Origin of the sequence: Fontisubflavum oceani, assembly GCF_030407165.1 — a bacterium.
In the GTDB taxonomy this organism is placed as follows: domain Bacteria; phylum Pseudomonadota; class Alphaproteobacteria; order Rhodobacterales; family Rhodobacteraceae; genus Rhodophyticola; species Rhodophyticola oceani.
Map to the genome: position 1 here is coordinate 2,177,129 of NZ_CP129111.1, position 19,435 is coordinate 2,196,563.

Consider the following 19,435-nt stretch of genomic DNA (forward strand, 5'->3'; position numbering starts at 1 on the left):
ACACTTCAGGATCGGCAAGCTTGGCCCGCACATCGTCGAAACCCAAAAAGTCAATTGATTCAATCGTGTCGCAGAAGCAGCTGCGCAAGGGGCTTGCGATCTACAAGACAGGACGAAGCCCATTTTGGTATCTGCGCCTGCGAGACCCGTTGCTCGGCAAGTACGTTGTTCGGTCGACGAAAGAGACCGTCCGTCTCGAAGCGATCAAGTCCGCTGAAGAGTTTGCGGACGGCTATCGAAGCCGGGCAGAGGATCCTTTTGCGCTGACGAAATCGACGAGCTTTGAGCACTACGCCAAGGTGCTGATGGCGGCGCAGAAGGGGAAGTCCAAGTGGCTGGAAGGGGACAACAAACTGCTGAACCGCTCGAAGGACGGGCTGATTGCCTACTTCGGCAAGTATGACGTGACGAAGATCACGCCCGGCATGGTCCGTGAGTACCTGCTGCACCTTGATGAGAACCGGGATCAACCGCTGGCCGGTTCGACGAAATCCAAACATGTGATCATCATCCGCAAGGTTCTGACATTGGCGGTTGAGGACGGGCTGATGCAAACCTTGCCGCCGATGCCGAAGGTCAAGACCGAAGACACGCCCAGGCACACGTTCACCGATAGTGAGTACAAGCGGTTCTGTAATGCCGCCGCCGAGTGTGCAAAATGCCGTGACACGGTTCGTGGCGTTCAGATCACCGGGCACCACGTCAAGATGTTCAAGTTCGTTGTGCACAGCTTCCTGCGGCCAACCGAGGGCGAGTTGTTCGGGTTGAAGCACAAAGATATCCAGGCACACAGCAAGCCGAACTATCTGGAAATGAACATCCGGTCGGGAAAGACCGGTCGGCGATCCAGTGTGACGATGCCGCTTGGTGTTGCGTTGTATGGTGCCACGCTAAACCCGGCTTCTCCTGACAAGCCAGACCCGGAGAGCTACGTCTGGATGCCGGACTATCCGAACCGGCGCACGGCGATCAACACGGCCCGCAGACTGTTCAATCATATCCTGGAGAAGGCTGATCTCGTTGACCCTGATCGCAAGCTGTCCCCGTACTCCCTACGCCACTACGCCCTTCAGGCCCGTCTGCGCAGCTCCAACGGCAAGGTGAACATCTATACGCTGGCGCAGAACGCTGGCACGTCCGTCGATCAGCTGGAGCGCTTCTACCTCAAGCGGATGGCGCCTTCGAAGGAGATGATCGAGAACCTCCATACGGCGCCGCCGAAGGCAAAGGCCCCTCACCGATCACAAGATGATCATCTGTCGTTTCTGGAAGATGACAGACACCCTTAGGCGCTGATTGGCTCTGGTTTTGATCCGATGGCCTCGAAGCGGACATGTTCCAACTGCATCTTGAGACCCAAGCAACCGCAGGGCGGGCGGGAAGCCGACTTTCGCTGCTAGTGCGAATAAATTCCTAACGTGCTCAAAAGCAGACGTAGCAAGTCTTGTTCTGAGGGTTTCTGTTGAGCACTTATTTTTTCTCGAAAGCTTCCAGATCGCCTCGAACTCTGCAACTAATGCGGCAACGCGCACGGACGGCTTTGGGCCTTAGGAAACCATCAAGGGTAATTAGCGATGAAGCTAGATATACAATCGATTTCGAAAAAGCTGTCCCCAAGTCTAAAAGCATTTAGACCGAAACGAGCTGACGTTGATAGGTTTGCCCAAAATCTTAAATCATACTTAGATCATATAGATAGCAAAGAAACCGAAGAAAATCTCAAGACCCACTTTATGGAGCTACTCAAACCAACTCACCAACCGTCGCATACGATTGAACAATTTGGTGACATTGACTTCGTTATTCGGACTGGCGGTAGGGGCAGCTCCGCCGCAGTCTTGTTTGAGGTCAAGCGTGAACTCAACAAAGCTGACATGATCCGACAAGATGATATCAATCGTAAGGCGTTGCACGAATTCATTCTATACTTTTTCCGGGAGCGGCACGCAGGCAATACGGATATTCGTCACGTAGTAATCTGCACAGAATTCGAGATGTATCTCTTCGAAGCATCTGATTTTGAGAGAACTTTTTATCAAAACAAAGCGCTTCGAAAAGATTTCGAAGACTGGGCCGCAGGAAAAAAGTCCGATAGCACCACAGACTTTTTTTACAAGGAGATAGCTGCGAAATTCATCGCTGCCAGTAACGCCGAACTTAAGGCCGTCCACATTGACTTGAGGAGCTACGAAACGAAACTAAAGGATGGTGCCGACGACAAAGCGTTCGTCAAACTATTCAAGCTTCTCGGCCCTCATGGCTTGATCGCTAAAGAACTGTCGAACGATAGCAACAGCCTGAACAAGGCGTTTTATGATGAGCTACTTCACCTCATCGGGCTGGAAGAACGTAAGGAAGGCGCAAAGCGTGTGATCGGTCGCCTCGAAGCGTCCAAGCGAAATCCTGGGTCACTTTTGGAGAATGCAATCAGCCAAATAAGGTATGAAGACGACTTCAATGATCCGACAATGATTCAGACCTACGGTTCATCGAACGATGAACGCGAGTTCAATATCGCCTTGGAACTATGCCTTACATGGGTCAACCGCCTACTCTTCTTGAAGCTACTAGAAGCCCAAATCTTCAAGTTCCACGGTCAAGACCCGGCCTACAAGTTTCTATCGACTTCAATGGTTGCCGACTTTGATGATCTGTCGGACCTGTTCTTCAAGGTACTTGCTTTTGCGCCGTCTGAACGGCCCCCGCTCATAGCGGCGAAATACCAAAAGGTGCCTTACCTCAACAGTTCTCTCTTCGAACTGACCAAATTGGAAAAATCTTTCAGAATCAATTCCCTGACTAACGGACTGGACGCACCATTGTTCAGCCGAACCGTCCTTCGTGATGCGTCTGGCCGACGCGCCTCAGGAAGGAAAGGAACTCTGTCCTATATCTTCGATTTTCTTGATGCATATGACTTCGGAACCGTTGGTGGTGGGGATGTTCAGGAGGAAAGCAAGACCATTATCAACGCTGCCGTACTTGGTTTGATCTTTGAAAAGATAAATGGATACAAAGAAGGCGCGATATTCACGCCAGGCTACGTGACGATGTACATGGCGCGAAAGGTGATCGAGAAAACCGTCCTTGAAGCCTTTCAAAAGGAATACCCAAGCTGGACACTCACCGATACGGACGATCTTTGAAATAACATTTCAGATGATCGATCCAAGTCGGCAACACTGCGTCACAACGCAGTGATCGACAATCTGAAGATCTGTGACCCAGCCGTGGGATCGGGTCACTTCCTTGTTTCATGTCTCAATGAACTGATTGCCCTCAAATCTCGGCTCGGCATCTTAGCCGATGCAGATGGCAACATTTTGTCTGACTATGTCGTCGAGGTGGACAACGACGAGCTCATAATTGTGAATGCGGACACAGACGAAGTCTTCGCTTATCAGGTGCATGGTACCAAAGTGCCAAAACGCCTACAGCAGGTCCAACAAACCCTTTTCCATGAGAAGCAGAAGCTGATCGAAAACTGCTTGTTCGGCGTGGACATCAACGCGAACTCGGTACGCATTTGCCAGCTCAGACTTTGGATCGAACTGCTTAAGAGCGCTTATTATCGGGACGGCCATGAATCTCAGCTCGAAACGCTGCCGAACATCGACATCAACATCAAATGCGGTAACTCACTTCTGTCTCGTTTCAAGTTGGATCAGAGCCTTTCAGATGCATTCAGCAAGGCTAAACTGACTGTGACAGAATACCGCAAACTTGTGAGCGATTACAAAACTACCAAAGACAAGGTTGTAAAGCGCGACCTGCAAGAGAAGATCGACAAGGCGAAAACGCGCTTTCAAGAAGAGTCGATGGGGCGTCTGACAAAAGAAATTGATGCAACTATCGCTCAGCTAAAGGCAGATGAAGCTCAGGCCGATCTGTTCGTTTTGGGAGAGGAACAACGAGCGGAGCAAGGCGCCAAAATTGATGCAATTCAGAAGAAGATCGCTGATCTGAATGCTAAACGCGCGAAACTACTACAAAATAAGACGTTTCTTGCAGCTTTGGAGTGGCGGTTCGAGTTCCCTGAAGTGTTGGATGAAAAGGGTAAATATGTTGGCTTTGACATCATTATCGCCAACCCACCCTACATGCGGGTCCAGGAGATCGAAGCCACCCAGCCCGCACAGCGAGAGTTCTATGAGCGGGATTACCGCACCGCACACGGTGCCTACGACCTAGCAAACCTGTTCTTCGAACTGGCGGTGCGACTGGCTAAACCCAAGGGCAACAACAACATCTTCATCTTCCCGCACAAGCTTTTCAACTCCGCCAACGGGGCTCCGCTACGTGAGTATTTGATGAACACACGGGCGATGAAGCACATAACGCTTTTTGGAGCCAATCAGGTCTTCGACAGCGCGCTTACGTACACATGCATCGCATTGTTCAACAATGAGCCATCAGAGACATTCAGCTTCAAGAGGTTCGACCTGACCGACGACTATGAGAACGAACTCGCGAACGAAGCGCTCTATTCTGATCTTTGCTACGACGATGTTGCAGTTGCATCTGATCTTTATGGTAGCAATCAGTGGATTTTCTTTGACGATCCGACCGGCTTTGAATGTTTTCAGAAGATTTACTCGTCCTCTGTGCGACTGAACGAAATTCTATCTGTATTTGTAGGCATTCAAACCAGCCGTGATACCCTTTATGTGGTTGAAAAACTGGACGAAACTTCCGGAACATATAAAATTCAGGTTAATCCAGATCAAAAGACAGACAAGCCCCCAGTCTCCTCAAAGGTTATGGAGGTGGAAAAAGACCTTTTTCGACCATTCTTGATGGGCAAGGATGTGCATCGATTCGAAACATTGGAAACTGACCGGCTTGTTTTCTTTCCCTATCTTGTGTCCAGTGAAGCGAAGCTTGTAGATATTGACACTCTCAAAACTTTCTACCCACTGACTTACAAATTTGTTGTCGAATATTCTGGGGCTTTTGAAGCGCGAGAAGGTGGTAAAGCGAAAAAAGCCAAAGAGATTTATCAGTACCTACGAGAGAACAATATTTCAAAATTTGAGCAACCAAAGCTGACAGCAATGGAAATCTGCTCAAATCACGCAAATGTCGCGCTAAACTTTTCGAATATCTATCATTCGACCACAGTGTGCAGCTTTGTGAAGCACCAAAACGCAGGCTTATCTTACGAAACGTTTTCTGCTATTTTGAACTCAGCCGTTTTTTGGTGGTTCCTGAAGCATACTGGCGACACCTTGCAGGGTGACGCCAGAAGAATGAAAACCAACTACATCAACCCGTTTCCGCTCCCCGCAACCGTGAGCAAGGAAGACGATTTGGCAATCTCTGCACTGGTGGCAGATATTGTGAAAGAGAAAGCAGGAACCGCGTGCTCCGAGGAAATCCAGCGCCTCGAAGAGGCAATCAATGCCTCCATCTACAAACTCTATGACCTGAGCTTAGAAGAAATACAGGTGATCGAACACGCTATCTGACTAAGTGCTTTAAGTGACTCCAATGACCGCTTTCAGAAAATTGCAATGCGGCATCTCTGTCGACGCCAAAGTCCGCTTTGGGCCGCACTCGCGAGAGGACCACGCCAGACTTTATGAGTTTCCAAAGTCCCCTTCCTGCGCCTCTCGAGCATTGCAGGCATCGAGATTAACGGCATCCCAGACCTCTCTCGATAATAGCATGCTTACAAGCCCGTTGAGCCTGACCACGTTCCAAGTGACCCCGGCGTCATAGCAAAGGAGTATGCCATGACGCTAGAGAAACAGTTCAAGCTGGAAGCGGTAGAGCGACCGAAGACGACCAGTCCGGTTCACCAGCGCCGGATGAAGTTCATCTCAGCAATCGACAAGCAACTGACCTCGCTGACCGAGGACGGCAGCGGCAAGGGCGCTCGGGGCCGTGGTTGGGTGTGGCAGTCCGAGGCCGGGGAGTGGTTTGTCTCGCCCCGCTATGGCCGGTCGGCGATTAAGTTGGCCCCGGGCATGAAGGCGATCAAGTGTGCTGACGAGAAGGACGTCATCGATAACCTTGCCAAGCTCAAGGCGCTTGCGTCTGACGGGAAGCTGGACAAGGTGCTTGAGGCTGCGGCTGCCGACATTCGTAGCCGCTTCGCAAAGTAATAAAACGGGCAAGCGGCTGTCTTCAGGCCGCTTGCCTTTACAGCGAGGATACCCCCCATAGCGCTCTAAAAATGGTAAAAGTGCCGTGTGGGTGTAGCGTGGCGACAATTACCATTTTTGTGTATAAACCCGAAGGTACGCGATGCGGGAATGATAACATGGTGTTCGAGCGAAGCAGGTTTTACCCCTTTCAACAAAGCAAAGTAAGAACAGTGCCTATCTGATCATCGGCTTTGATACCGAGTACCAGAGGGAAACCCGGTTTGATGCGGACGAACGTGTCGAAATCCGTAACCGTGTTTTGTCATACCAGTACTCTTGCCGAACAATTTCGGCAGATGGCGAGGCGGAGGAACATAGTTGGTCCGGTATCATCTTTCCTGAAGGCGGCGAGGACGATGATCGTTTGTCGCTGACTGACTTTGTAAAACAGTCCATCTCACACGGGTTGTCATCGATCCCCGAGCTCTCTCTGCCTTCGGATATCTATTTGGTAGCCCACTTCACTCGTGCTGATGTTCCTGGCTTTTCTGAGTTCAAGGATGAAGCCTTACGAGGCAAGATGAATCTTGAGAGTGTTCGTAGCCTCTTCATGAACGTAGGAAAGTCGATAGGGCTCGATCTTCCGGTGACAGACGGCGGCAAGCACCATCGGATCGAGGTAACGCTGCGAGACACGATGGCGCTGGCACCAAACGGCGCCACAAGCTTAGCGCAGCTTGGCGATATCTTGGGCTTTGCAAAGCTGCAGCTTTCGTCTGATCCGGAGCAGGAGCTCTACTACAAAGAGCACATGTCGGAGTTCCTGCGAGATCAGCCAGAGCTCTTTGAAAGCTATGCAATACGTGACGCCGAGATTTGTGCCCTCTACACCGCAAAAATCATCAAATTATACCACGAAAAAACCGGGAAGTTCCGGCTTCCCGTTACGCTTACTTCAATCGGCGTTGATATGATCCAGAATTACTGGGTGTCCAACCGTATTGACCCTCTGGAGATAGTTGGAAAGGAGAAAATCACCGAGAAGACATGGAGTAAGAGGTACAAGCGAAACGTAACTCGAAAGAGGCTTGTTTCGAAGAAGAAGCTTCACTGGAGCGAAGATTTCTTTACAGAGTGCTATCACGGCGGACGCAACGAGCAGTTTTGGTTCGGGCCTGGTCCGGAAGGGGTGTGGTACGACTACGATTTGACCAGTGCTTATCCGTCCGCCATGGCACTGATTGGAATCCCCGACTGGTCCAGTATCCGTCCGATCACCAGCAACTCTGAGTTGCTCGCAGCGGGTGAATTTCGCCACAATGACCTTGCGTTTGCCAATGTAAACTTCAAGTTCCCTGAAAGCGTGAAGTACCCTGTTCTCCCTGTGCGTACTGAAAATGGCTTGATTTTCCCACGTCAGGGTAACTCAACAACCCACGTCTCTGAGATCCTTTTGGCGAAAGAGCTCGGTTGTCACATCAAACTGGTTGAAGGGCGTTTTATTTCTTCAAAGCATGGAAGAGACCCCTTAGACCCGAGCGCTCTGCGCAGTCGTGTGTTTGAGGGCTTTTCCAGGATGTGCATTGAAGAGCGACGTAAGTATCCGAAGAGGACACTAGATAACTTGTTCTGGAAAGAACTCGTCAATTCGACCTACGGAAAGACCGCTCAAGGGTTACGCGAGCGCAGGATTTATAACTTGCGAGACGCGGAGACGAAACGGCTCGAGCCCAGCAAGATAACAAACCCTGTGTATGCTGCATTCATAACTGCGTTCTGTCGGGGCGTCCTCGGGGAGATCATGAATGGCTTGCCAGATCACTGTTCGATATTCAGCGTTACCACTGACGGGTTTCTAACCAATGCTACTGATCAGGAAATGATGGAAGCTGGCGGGTATCTGGCTGGGTACTACCACGCCGCACGGTCTTCGCTTCGCAGCGAGGAGGAATTACGCGACTTACCCGCTCGTATCTATGAGGTCAAACACATTATCAGGCAGCCACTTGGCTGGCGAACAAGGGGCCAAGCCACGCTAAAGTCTTCCGAGCAAGCTGATTGGAAGGGTTTCGAGGATGAGCCAAAAGAAGATGAGATGATCGTTCTCGCGAAAGGTGGAATAAAACTCAGGCGTTTCCTTTCCAAGACAGAGCAGAACAATGAAATTGTTTCTCTATTTCTAGGCCGCAAGCCAACGGACACACTCACCGTAACACTGGGTGCTGGCATTCGCGAGATGTACGAACAAGGTATGGATTTTGTCGATAATGAAATGACCAAGAGGCTCTCTATGGAGTTCGACTGGAAACGACGCCCAACGCAGGCTAGCGATGTTGCGGTAGATCCGGGAAAGGGACAGCATGGCTCACACTTGGCCTTTGCGACTGAGCCTTGGGATACCGTTGATCAGTTCAACAAGGTGCGTGAACTTTGGGAACGCTACACAAAAGATGATCCCAAGTGCCTCAAGACAAGGCCCGACTATGATGACTTTGCCCATTATTTCGAGGGGATGCTTGCGGCAGAAGGATCAGCGCAAGCTTGGCTACGCAAGTCAGGCGGTCCACTCAAACGCCTCCGCCGTGATCTGATTGTTGCGCAGAAGCTTCGGCAGGCTGGAACTCATCAACTGAAGCCACAAGCTTTGGGGCGAACGCAGATATTCCCAACCAAGAAGCTCAAAGCAAAAGAGTTGGCTGAGATGTTGTCTGACTCCTTCGGTGTCCCGTGCTCTAAATCTGACGTGGATAATGCTCGTAAAATAAAGGTCTTCAAACCCTATCAAGTCCCCCGAACTGAACAAACAGTGCGGGCACTAAAGATGATAAAGAAAGAGCTCTTTCCTTACCTAGTGATTGACGAGTTTCTCACGAAATCTGCTGAATTCAATATTGCTGTACGGGACTTGTAGAGTGTTTCGTCGGCGTCCGTGATGTTTGATGGCGGTAGTCCGAACGAGTTGGCGAAACTGCCCGGGCCTTACAAAATGATAAGGTCCTATTCTTAGCTATGCTATCGCCGCCTGTGGTGTGTTCTGTACAAGGGCGAAACGGAAGTATTCATCCGCCTTTGGATAGTTAAGCGTCTGCGCCCTCGAAAAAACTAAAGGGTCTAGAGCCGATCTCGATGGTGTATGGACGCTGAGGCCTTGTACAAAGATGCTTGAGCCGTTCTCGGTCAAATGGCATCCACGATGCTGCGGCGTGCTTTCTCAGAATAATCTATGTAACGTTCGGTCGTTTGCAATGACGAGTGACCGGCTAGGTACTGAACGTCTCGCAACGAGCCGCCAACGTCTGTAATCTTCTTGGCAGCATTGGTGATGAACGTTCGCCGGCCGCTGTGCGATGAACAGCCCAATAGGCCAAGGTCAAGATACCAGGACGCAAACATGTTGACGATCGCCTGCGGGCTTGTTCGGTCGGTTCGCTCGGTTCGAATGACGTGCTCAGACGGGCTGAACCCTCGGTCTTGTTGCCTTAGATCGAGCAACTCCGAAAGCGATGCTCGAAGCTCTTTGCTCAGCGGAATTCGACGGCCCGATTGGCCCTTCGAAGCTTCGTTGTGAAGCGCCATCTCGGTCGAGAGGGCTCCATCTACATCAAGAAGCATGTCCCACCGGAGATAAGCGATCTCCTTCGCTCTCAGGCCTGCTCTGACCGACAGTAAGAAGATCGTTCTGTTGCGGAGGTTGTTTCGTCGGCCTTCGAGGTAGTTCAAGACAGCACCGATCTGATTCTTGTTCAGCGTCTTCGCCTGCTTGGTGAGAGCCATCGTATCCTCATGATCAAATCCATCTGATCCGGGCATAAGGCCATCAGTTTATGATGGGCACAGGCTAAGGGTGGAGAAGTTCCTATGAAAATCAGTTGGTTATAGGAACTGATGATGAACTCGTAGTTCTATCATCAGTATAGTTCCGAACAGGGCTTGTCGATTGGAGAACCGATCTCTGGCACCTTGCCTGGGCGGGTGGTTGGTTGCGTTCAAGGGACTGTTTCGGGGCTGAACTGCCAAAGGTTAAGTCGGAGAGCGTCATAGTCAGCGGCGCCCAAGCTATCTATTTGCGTCCCCTACGGCAGGCGACCGCCCATTTGGACGGCCACCCATTTTGTTGTTTGAAGATTTGGCGAGCGTTGATTTTAACGGCCTAGCCGCCGTCAGTCATCCCAGTACTGGCCGCAAAGGCTGTTCAGAATGTCCTGAACCTGTCTGGGCTGATCGTCGAGGATTTGTTGCGCCTGTTCGCAGATGTCTTCGGGACTCTGCGGTTTCAGCGTGACCCAATGCCGTGCTGCCGAGGAGCAAGCACACAAAAGCGAAAGCAGTTTTCATCTAAGACTCCATAGCTGGGCTGATCAAAGCCCGTCGCAACCTTGTTGACCGGCTGGCGCCGGGTGTTTGATCACGTGCTATGGACACGTCCCAAGTATTTCCGCACCGTCGGGAGCTACCCATTGGCTGGTAAGCGGTCTTGTATTTCTTGGGACACCCGACCTAGCGGGGTTCCCATAGGTGACGTGATCAAACGTCATCCGTCATCGGTCTATGACGGACGTGTGAAGGTTACCTGAAGCTTTGAGCAAAGTGAACAGGGGAACCAAACGGCAGGTATATCGGGCTGCAACTTGCGTTGGTTCATTATTGCGAGTGGCGGCTTGCCGCCCCGGCGGGTGTAAGATCACGAGTGCTGAGTTCATAGCGGACGCGAGGTACTCGACAAGCCTACGACCGCAATGCGGACATTCGCCGCAGGCATGGTATGTGGGGCCGCGCTGAGATGCTTCAGCGTGACACCTCTATCGCTGGCGCTGCGTTGGGTGCATCTCGAGTTGTCATAGTGGACAGTTCCGACAACTGGGCCACCTCATCTAGTTCGCCCCAGGTCTCGCGACCTTAAGTCATGATTTGGCGGCTTGTCGCATTTTTGTTATCGACAACAAGTGGAGGGCGACGCGTGTTGTTCGATAGTCTTTCGACAGAGTCGTTCTGATCTATTGAAAGTAGAGCCTCGTGCTCTTTTGCTTTTCGTTTTCGCCGCCGATCAAGTATTATTTTCCGAACATCTTCGGCGTCCATCTCGGTATCCAAGCAATAAGCCATGATTACCGCCTCTAACCCCCAGACCGCCTTCTCGTCACCTTCGCTGATTTCCCTATCTGCTAACTCCGCAAGTGTGTCCAGTATTACATCATTTAGTGTCATATCAGCCCCTGTCTTTGTGGGCGTGAGACTTGACTCAATTGGTTAATAGGTTGTTAATAATATTTTTTATAGGAGAGTATCGGTTATTTACGTGACGTCCTTCGACTAAGTAGCCGCTGCTGGCTCAGCATCCGTTCTAATGCAATTGCTGTATTTTCGAACCCCGCTGTTCGAGCAGCCAAGAGAGCGTTTTCAATCGAGTTCTCAATTAGAACTCCCTCATCTCCTGATGCTGTGATCCCAGGCACCCAGCGGCGTTTCATGGCCTCGATTACTTCCATTTCTCTTTTCCTCAACTTGATTCGATTTGTTAACGTCAATTGTTCGGACAATCGAAACATGAGGTTAAGAAAACCTTAATCTCCCTTTTTTATAAGGTTACAGTTTACCCTTCGGCTACAGTCCGCTGATTTGTTCGATATTGTAAATCGTCGGTGTGTTAATCATCAGGTGCCTTCGGCGTGTCGGTGCCTTCAGCGATTCGGACGATCACTGGGTTGCTTTAGCTTCGACTGATCTCCGGCGTCGGCTTGGACACCAGCCAAACCAAAACCGCTTAACAGAAATTTAGCTTATCTATAGGTAGTTTTGATGAAAATGGTAACGATAAGGATGTGTGTGATGGACGCCGAAGACCTGATCTATTTTCCGTTTTCGCCCGAAGAGGCCTCTGCTGTCCTTGGACTCGCGAAACATGGGCGCGAGCCGGGAGGCACAGTGATGGTCGAGCGCTCTGCGTTCAACGAGCTGCGCCCAAATCGGCTGTTCTCATTTAGCAATTTCTACGATTTGCTGAAAGCGATATACGTGGCAGGCGGCCTGGAAGATGATCAGCGCCTAAACGATGCCCTAGATACGGTCGCCTTTGCTCTGAGCTATGAGTTTGACTGGATCACTGCCGACAATGTTGAGGAAGTCGCCCTCTACATCCTCCGCGCAGTTGGACACCTGCTAACCTATTCAGATGATATAGCGATGCCTGCCAACTGTGACGGCGTGGACAACCGCAGCCCGCTTTGCCAGGCGGTGACATTCGCCCTGACAATCTTCGTCGGGCGAATGTCTGAAAGTTTCGGCCCGCAGTTCGATGACCTAAAACAGACCGTTATTGAACAGCTTGGTGCGATAAACTCCCACCGCTGCCCTCGCTCTCGGGAGCGCGCCCCTCGTTTAGACGCGATCCGACTTCTCACCTGTAAAATCCAACTCTAGCGCGTCGTCCGGCAATGGTTTTTGCGGAGCAAGTGCGGTCTCAACATCCCCGTGCAGCCAGGTTTCGAACTCGACTTCTGTGCGCAAGACAACCGGCATTGCTTTGGGGTAGATCGGAGCCACGACACTGTTCGAATCGGTTGTGGGGAAGGTCATCGCGAGCGTCGGGGTGTTGGCCTCGGCCAGTTCCGCATCCGCTTTCTTGCGCAGTCCGTCCTTCTCCCAACTCCAGCGACGGCAGAACCAGGCAAAGACAAATGGCGGGCGCTCCCTCTCCCCTACAACTCGGAACCAGCTTGCAGCCTTGATCGGCTTGCGAGAGGCACCGGGCATAGTCTCTGTCGGATGATACTCAGAAAAAGCGCTTGCGGGCACTAAACACCGCTGTTCTGGCCTCTCGATCACGAATTTCCACGGTTAGCCTGTGAGATTGCAGGCATTAGTTACGCACCCGAATTCCGCCTTACTCCATCCCAACCAGGCATAGCACAAAGCTCTATCGCTGTTCATTTCGACCCTGAAAATCGGCACTTCGGCGTCGCCGAAGATCGCGGACTGTGGGGCCGCGTTGCCCAGAAGGTCATGCTCTGGCTTGAACCTGAAGATCTGCCGCATGGCCTCTTGGGCGGTCGTATCTGAGTAGAGGTTGCACATCGGCGCTAGACAGACGTTGTGGCTGTAATTCGACAATAGCTACCGCACAGGAGCATTAAACGGCACCGACGACAAAGCGAACCCTGATGACGGCCCTTTCCTGCCATTCGATCTTTAATGCCACGCGGCGCTACAGCATCCCAAAAGAAGATATCTAATCCGCCAAGCATTGTGGATAAAAGTTGCCGTTCTGAACACGTCGGTGACACTCGCTTCGTCCAATCTGACGGAGCAATAAAGACATGCGAAAACCTGCACACGCGCCCTCGTTGTCCTCTAAGGAGAACATCAGAAAGCTGCGGCCAAGAAATAGCCCATACTGGAATATCTTGGAATTCTGCCGCCACATTGGTTTGCAGAAACTCGCTTCTGGCAGGCTTTACTGGATGGCTCGAGTTCGCCGGCTGGACGGCGGGTACTCCCAAACAAGGCTTGGGCCACATAGAACAGCACAGAGTGGTGGGCTGACCTACGAAGAGGCATTGGAGCATGCCAAGAACTGGTTTAACGAACCAGATGTTCTCGCAGTTGCTTCAGAGCCGTATCCAGCAGGGATCAATCGTGAGCTCCACTATACAAAAGTGGAAAGCCGCTTCACTGTCGGTGATGCGATGCATTCCTTCGTAGAATGGAAACGCATCGCGGCCGCAAGAACATACTTCGAAACAACCCTGTCGCTGATCAACCATCATATCATTCCTCGCCTTGGCCATTTACCTGTTGAGGAACTCAGCCAATCTGTTTTCACGCAATTCTGCATCGACGTTCTTGAGACTGCACCCAAACGGGGTCGAGGCGCTCCAGAGGGGCGCGTTCGCCTCGAAGAGCTAGATCACGAACGACTTCGCAAAAGGAAAAAGACACTGAACACCGTCATAGGACTTCTCCGAACAGCAATCGAGATGTCTTGGGAAAACGGCGATATCGATAGTGAGTTGCACTGGCGACGTCTTCGACGAATGCCCCACGCTGATACTCCGCGACAGTTCTTCTTGACCCGAGCCCAAGCCAAGCGCCTGATCGCCTCTTGCCGTCCCGATCTGGCGCTTTTGGTGCAAGGCGCTCTCTACACAGGCTGTCGTGTGTCCGAGTTAGCGCGCCTCAAAGCGCGAGATGTTGGAGGGCATGCATTTGGCATCTACGTGGAACCTATGAAGAGTTATCGCGGGCGCTACGTGGTGCTACCAAACGAGGGCATGACCTTTTTCTTGGACCAAGTCGAAGCTTTAGATGACGAATATCTCGTCTTCAGGATGTCCTCAGGTCGGTCGTGGTCTGGCTGCCATAAGCACCTGTTCAGAGAGGCGGTGCGACGGGCTGGCTTGCCCGAAGGCTTCGTGTTTCATGGCCTTCGACACACGTGCGCAAGCCAACTTGTGCAAGCTGGAACACCCCTTGCAATGGTTGCTAAACAGCTTGGGCACACCAACACCGATACAGTTAGCCGAACATATGGTCATCTGTGCTGTGATGGCCTCGAAAACGAAATCTCACGCCGATTTGCTCCACTTCAGACTGCCTCAAAAGATCCGAGACTGCAGCGCTTGCGAAGTACATTGCAGAACAAAACAGAGCCCCAATGGTCTTGGCCAAGAAAGAATAAGAGCAAGGCATCCGGTGAGTTGGTGAGCCTGCTGCGGCAGCGTGAGGATAAACTGAAATAGAATTCGGCCCCAAGCTTCCGTTCACTGACCGGACAAGATAGTGTGATCGCGCCTTCTTTGCGGACATTCGCCGTGCTTGGACGATCTTGTCAATTGCGGACGACTGAACACGGGACTTTACTGCCGTTTGCCGCGCCGGGCATGAAGGCCTGCTTGCGGCAACGCAGACCAATCCCGGCACACTAACACCTTAGGCACCGCGCCGGAGAATGCGCATGATGGGCCCCTGCTTCCACATGGCTAGGCCGCTTAGAACGAGAGCGGGTGTGACGACGTATAGGATCAAGGCAGTAAATGCGGTGTTCGCTGACCAAGGCGAATAGAGGTATGTGCCGATGATCAGTCCACCAATGATGTGGAACCAACGCAAGTAGGTGCGGAGCGATGCGGCTGTCATGGGTTTGACCTTTCGTTTTGGAACTGTCATCCATGTAACTATGCAGCGCTAACTTTGCAATGCTTAGTTTAGGGGAAATGCCATGAATGACAGTGCCTATCATCACGGAGATCTGCGCGTCGCCTTGCTAGACGCCGCCGAGGACGATCTAAGGCGCACCCCTGACGCAGTTCCCAGCATTCGGGCACTCGCGGCGCGGCTCGGCGTCAGTGCCACGGCACCACACGCCCATTTCCGCACGAAATCTGATCTTATGACCGCCCTCGCAGTACGCGGGTTCGAGCGCCTTGCATCGGACCTGAAAGAAACACGGCATGACACGCCTGACCTAACGGCATTGGCCGAAGCGTATATGGTCTTCGCAGCCGATAACCTGGGTTTGTACCGGCTCATGTTCGCCACGGGCACGCGTGTCGAATACGACGAGAAGCTTCGCCAAGTGTCCCGAGCGGCTTACGACATGCTTAGGGATACCGTAAGAGAAGTGTTTCCAGAAGCAACGGCCATTGAGCAGAAAGAGCGAACACTTGCTGCGTGGGGCGTTGTGCACGGCTTGGCTTCTCTTGCTGCAGAGGGGCGGATATCAGCCGATACACTGGACGACCGGTCTCCTCGCAATCTTGCCCGGCTAGCCGCCAGGCTTGTCGAAGGCAGGACTTAGGCGGTGGCCGGAACAGGCATGAACTCTGGTCTAGACCGAGAGGTCACGAATCCGACGCATCAGACCGCTTCAAACTGAGCCACGGCTAAGTCTGCGTTGATGTGCGAACCGAGAAGAAAGCGGTCATTCGCGGCGTTACAGAATTCGTCACTTTAGGGCTCGGAACGGACGTTCGCTGCGAGGCATGCGAAGGTCGAATCTAACCAATGGTAAGTGTCCGATGCTGAAGAACAGTTTCCTTTGGCATGCCAATGGTATGTGAGATAGTCGGCGGGGGGCGGTATGGGCGGCACTATATCCCGGGGGGCCGCAGTTTTTGGGCCTTTCACCAACCAACGGCCCGAAGTTTTTTAGGCGGGAGAATCCGCCGGAGATCATTTGCGCCCTTGCCAGGGTATCGTGACCGACAGAGCGCTGCCATCAGTCTAGAAGAGATAACGGATTGATTTCTAGCGTATTCCTATCGGAATGGCATCGTTGTCCCGGCGAGGAGGGGAGGGGGCCTGCGGTTAGATGGTTGGTTTAGGATGGTCTGCGAGCCGACATTTTTGCCTTCAGATATCCTCGCTCTACACCATATTCTACACTATCTGATAACATATTGTTATTATTTCCGATAATGTTCTTGAAAATCCTCGTGTCGGTGGTTCGATTCCGCCCCTGGGCACCACTTATTCCAAACAAAAACAACAACTTATGTGTCGTTTGGCGACTCGTTGTGCCTGCGCGTTTTGCTGTGGGTATCATTTGGGTAGCGTTTTGCTGGTAGGTAGTCCGCACGCGAGGGAGACCTACGAACCACCTCAATAGAACCAATTTTTGAGGCGCTGGGCCAGCTATGCCCCTAATGTGCCGTGGTGACGAAAGCCGGTTCAGGAGTTTCCTGTCCGACAAGCCTCTTCTCTCGCTCCTTGTTTCGATCCTTGATTGCCGATTTTCTCGCCCTTCGAAACACGGGGGCGTATTGTCGCCAAAGACTGGTTGTTGGTGGTTCGGGACTCACACGCGCATCCATTGAAGTCTTAGCAAGTATCAAGCATCGCCAGAACTCCTCTGGCGTCGGGGCGTTCCACATGCTCTCAACCCATTGCTGCGCCCATATTGTATTCTCATGTTCCGAAAACGCTTGCTTTGCGGCTTGGCCACGGAAAAGGGCGCGATCTGCGCCCCTTTTATTGTTCGCCGATGTGTTGGGTCGCCCTACGCAGGCTTCTTCGGCTGCAAAGCCCTCCGTGCCTCCTTCTCGGCGGCGGCCCCCTTTACCCATTGCCACGGTGTGCGCGGTTTCCTCGCCTTCGCCAGTTCAGGGTTTGATTTGGCATCACTGGCAGCGGCGCTTAGGCGCTCGCGGGCATCGCGGGGATCGAGTTTGAGTTCGTCGCAGATTGCTTTGAGCGTCACGATATCAGCCATTTTCTGATCTCCTTTGGTTCTGATGAAGATCGATAAGACGCGGGCCGCGAGCTTGTCAGGGATAACCCCATCGCATCTTTAGCTTTTCTCGATCTGCTGCTATGACTGATCTCGACATGACAGACGCGGCCATGTCGGGGCGTGGAGACCCCTCGATAGCTATGCCGAGCAACCGGCTGAAACCTTGACCCTATGGTCGGGGGGGGCTGTATTATGCAACAGGCCCGGCTAAAGGCAAAGGGTCCGTGCTATCGCGGATTTCCAACACCCCGATCACCAGTCAAACGCGAGGGCGCTCGCAGTTCGGGGCGCGGTGGAGTTTGATTTCTCGCAGTCGGTTTGTTGGGAGGGGCGCGGCAGTCTGCCTGACGCCGCTGGTGTGTATGTGATTTCGCAACAAGCCAATCTCGTGCCGATCTACATTGGGTTGACCGCCGAAAAGAGGGGTCTTCGCGGGCGCATATCGAAGTTCCATCGTTCTGCCATCAACGGGGTCGGCAACCATGCAGGCGGTCGCACTTACCATCGGCTGTTCGGTGCTGATGTGTCTGGCTTGTCGCTGCGCTACCATCAGGTTGAAGACTTCAAGTTCGAAGCCAGCCTTGTCCACGCCTACGTGGCCTATGTCGAAAGTCGACTGATCTGGGAGCATGTCGAGGCGCATGGGGCGTTGCCGGTGTGCAACTCGGAATGACCTGCAACAAATCCCCGGCAGGTAGAGCTAAACGCGTGCGCGGCGGCGTTGCAATGCGCCAGCGGCGCCAGCTCGAGCATTTTCCGATCACACCTACGAATACTTGCCGGAGGCGCTGTCTGGCTCGCTTAGGAACTGCCCCGACCCGTTCGCCGAGTTGGGCGGGACGACCTGTCATCCGCACTCACGCGACCTTTACACAGCCCCGCAGTGTTTCACCTGACCGGACTCCGCAACTTTCTTATCGAGATTACATCAACCAGCTTTCCACGGAGGAGTTTGAAAATGGCCATCAGCGCGAAGTGGAACTTCAACGGCGAAACGAAAGTTGTTCTCGGCGACTGGCATAGGCTTTGGTGCCTGCATTTCGGGCCATTCTACTATCTGTTCAAGGGCATGTGGCTTTGGGTGATCTTGTCGTTCTTCACCCTCAATGGGACTCTGGATCGGGTTGAGGAACAAGCGGACACAGCCACGTTCAACCGTATGCGAAACATCCGCACGATCCACTTCGGGCACGCCCTGGCGAGCCTGGAAGGCTGGACCTGCATGGAGAGGGTGAACCGCCACGGTCGAAAGTCGGTCTGGTATTACAGGGAAAAGGACGGCCCTCTCTGGGTTCCCGCCCGCAAACAGCCGGAGGGGGTCGATGACTTGCTCGCGTGAGTCCGATTCCGAACGAAACGACGAATGAGTGAAACCCGGCCCCTCAGGTCGGGTTTTCGCTTTCTCGCGGGTCGAGATCATGCGGGTGTCGGCAGCCCGGCATGCAAACCGTCTCGGTATGCTCGCGGACGACCGGTCGCCAGGTTTCACGTTTTTCTGCAACGCGGCAGCCGAAAAGGCTAAAATCCGGTCATTGGGCGAGTGATCTCAAAAACACTCGCCGGGGCTAACAAACTGGAATCGTTGGACGTTCCGGCTTGCGTCCCGGAGCGGACGTGTGATCTCCTTTATTCTCTTTATCCGGGGAAAGATGATATCAAAAAGTGGTTCAACCGTTAAACTATTTATCATCATCTTTTTTCTCTCTCCCCCATACCAGAAATCAATCGCCCACTCGACCACAAGAAATAAAACTATTGAAAATCAAACTGATAGCTGGGCGGCTGATCTTTTTCATCCACTCGTCCGCATTCGTCCACTCGTCCACGGCAGATGCGGCGCATGCTGCACTGCAGAAATATATGAAGTCACAGCCTGTGATCCCAACTGCCCGGAGGCCCGGATGCCGTGAGGGCGCGATCCGAGTTGTGCGCAGACGTACCGATTCACCCGAGAACTTCACTAGAAATTGGTGGTATAGGGCCATTTGCCCCGACGTCTCCACAAGATGTAGACAGGTGGGGGCACATGCCCCCTAGGTTCTGTGCGAAACTGTTGAGTTATGCGCTCGGCGCACCCCGCGCCAGCACAGTTACCCAAAGAAGGACCCAAGCGAAGGTA

Annotated in this window: 14 protein-coding genes; 10 read left to right on the plus strand and 4 right to left on the minus strand. The window is 52.5% G+C overall.

Annotated features, from left to right (window positions below):
* Nucleotides 1-20 precede the first annotated feature (20 nt).
* The 5 genes from QTA57_RS11190 (at nucleotide 21) to QTA57_RS11210 (ending at nucleotide 9,000) form a co-directional block, all read left to right on the plus strand.
* Nucleotides 21-1,289 carry a tyrosine-type recombinase/integrase gene (locus tag QTA57_RS11190; RefSeq protein WP_290151494.1) on the plus strand — a complete coding sequence of 423 codons (1,269 nt, stop codon included), beginning with the start codon at nucleotides 21-23 and terminating at the stop codon, nucleotides 1,287-1,289.
* A 285-nt stretch (nucleotides 1,290-1,574) separates the two neighbouring features.
* Nucleotides 1,575-3,146: a type IIG restriction enzyme/methyltransferase gene (locus QTA57_RS11195; protein WP_290151495.1), complete on the plus strand. Its 1,572-nt coding sequence runs from the start codon at nucleotides 1,575-1,577 to the stop codon at nucleotides 3,144-3,146.
* Between the two features lie 51 nt (nucleotides 3,147-3,197).
* Entirely contained in the window at nucleotides 3,198-5,468 is a 2,271-nt protein-coding gene (locus QTA57_RS11200; protein WP_290151496.1) for an Eco57I restriction-modification methylase domain-containing protein, read from the plus strand.
* 267 nt (nucleotides 5,469-5,735) lie between these two features.
* Nucleotides 5,736-6,107 carry a hypothetical protein gene (locus tag QTA57_RS11205; protein ID WP_290151498.1) on the plus strand — a complete coding sequence of 124 codons (372 nt, stop codon included), beginning with the start codon at nucleotides 5,736-5,738 and terminating at the stop codon, nucleotides 6,105-6,107.
* A gap of 301 nt (nucleotides 6,108-6,408) precedes the next feature.
* Nucleotides 6,409-9,000 carry a DNA polymerase gene (locus tag QTA57_RS11210; protein WP_290151499.1) on the plus strand — a complete coding sequence of 864 codons (2,592 nt, stop codon included), beginning with the start codon at nucleotides 6,409-6,411 and terminating at the stop codon, nucleotides 8,998-9,000.
* A gap of 266 nt (nucleotides 9,001-9,266) precedes the next feature.
* Here QTA57_RS11210 and QTA57_RS11215 read toward each other — a convergent pair whose 3' ends face one another.
* Nucleotides 9,267-9,863, minus strand: a complete 597-nt coding sequence (locus QTA57_RS11215; protein ID WP_290151500.1) for a tyrosine-type recombinase/integrase — start codon at nucleotides 9,861-9,863, stop codon at nucleotides 9,267-9,269.
* A 1,122-nt stretch (nucleotides 9,864-10,985) separates the two neighbouring features.
* Nucleotides 10,986-11,294 (minus strand): hypothetical protein, encoded by a 309-nt coding sequence (locus QTA57_RS11220; RefSeq protein WP_171558720.1) that lies wholly within the window; start codon nucleotides 11,292-11,294, stop codon nucleotides 10,986-10,988.
* Nucleotides 11,295-11,915: 621 nt separating this feature from the next.
* Between QTA57_RS11220 and QTA57_RS11225 the strand changes: the two genes are divergently transcribed.
* Entirely contained in the window at nucleotides 11,916-12,506 is a 591-nt protein-coding gene (locus QTA57_RS11225; RefSeq protein WP_290151501.1) for a hypothetical protein, read from the plus strand.
* Here QTA57_RS11225 and QTA57_RS11230 read toward each other — a convergent pair.
* The gene (locus QTA57_RS11230; RefSeq protein ID WP_253261194.1) at nucleotides 12,465-12,839 is read right to left on the minus strand and encodes an SOS response-associated peptidase family protein; all 375 of its coding nucleotides are present in this window, start codon (nucleotides 12,837-12,839) and stop codon (nucleotides 12,465-12,467) included. The genes QTA57_RS11225 and QTA57_RS11230 overlap by 42 nt on opposite strands.
* 650 nt (nucleotides 12,840-13,489) lie before the next feature.
* Between QTA57_RS11230 and QTA57_RS11235 the strand changes: the two genes are divergently transcribed.
* Together QTA57_RS11235 and QTA57_RS11240 are read left to right on the plus strand one after the other, a co-directional pair.
* Nucleotides 13,490-14,824 (plus strand): tyrosine-type recombinase/integrase, encoded by a 1,335-nt coding sequence (locus QTA57_RS11235; protein ID WP_290151503.1) that lies wholly within the window; start codon nucleotides 13,490-13,492, stop codon nucleotides 14,822-14,824.
* A gap of 479 nt (nucleotides 14,825-15,303) precedes the next feature.
* Entirely contained in the window at nucleotides 15,304-15,882 is a 579-nt protein-coding gene (locus tag QTA57_RS11240; RefSeq protein ID WP_290151505.1) for a TetR/AcrR family transcriptional regulator, read from the plus strand.
* A gap of 1,200 nt (nucleotides 15,883-17,082) precedes the next feature.
* Here QTA57_RS11240 and QTA57_RS11245 read toward each other — a convergent pair.
* Entirely contained in the window at nucleotides 17,083-17,295 is a 213-nt protein-coding gene (locus QTA57_RS11245; RefSeq protein WP_290151506.1) for a hypothetical protein, read from the minus strand.
* Between the two features lie 313 nt (nucleotides 17,296-17,608).
* Here QTA57_RS11245 and QTA57_RS11250 point away from each other — a divergent pair, with 313 nt between their 5' ends.
* Together QTA57_RS11250 and QTA57_RS11255 are read left to right on the plus strand one after the other, a co-directional pair.
* Complete coding sequence (locus QTA57_RS11250) at nucleotides 17,609-17,989, plus strand: hypothetical protein (RefSeq protein WP_290151507.1); 381 nt, start codon at nucleotides 17,609-17,611, stop codon at nucleotides 17,987-17,989.
* Between the two features lie 285 nt (nucleotides 17,990-18,274).
* Complete coding sequence (locus QTA57_RS11255; RefSeq protein ID WP_290151508.1) at nucleotides 18,275-18,655, plus strand: hypothetical protein; 381 nt, start codon at nucleotides 18,275-18,277, stop codon at nucleotides 18,653-18,655.
* The last annotated feature ends 780 nt before the right edge of the window (nucleotides 18,656-19,435 follow it).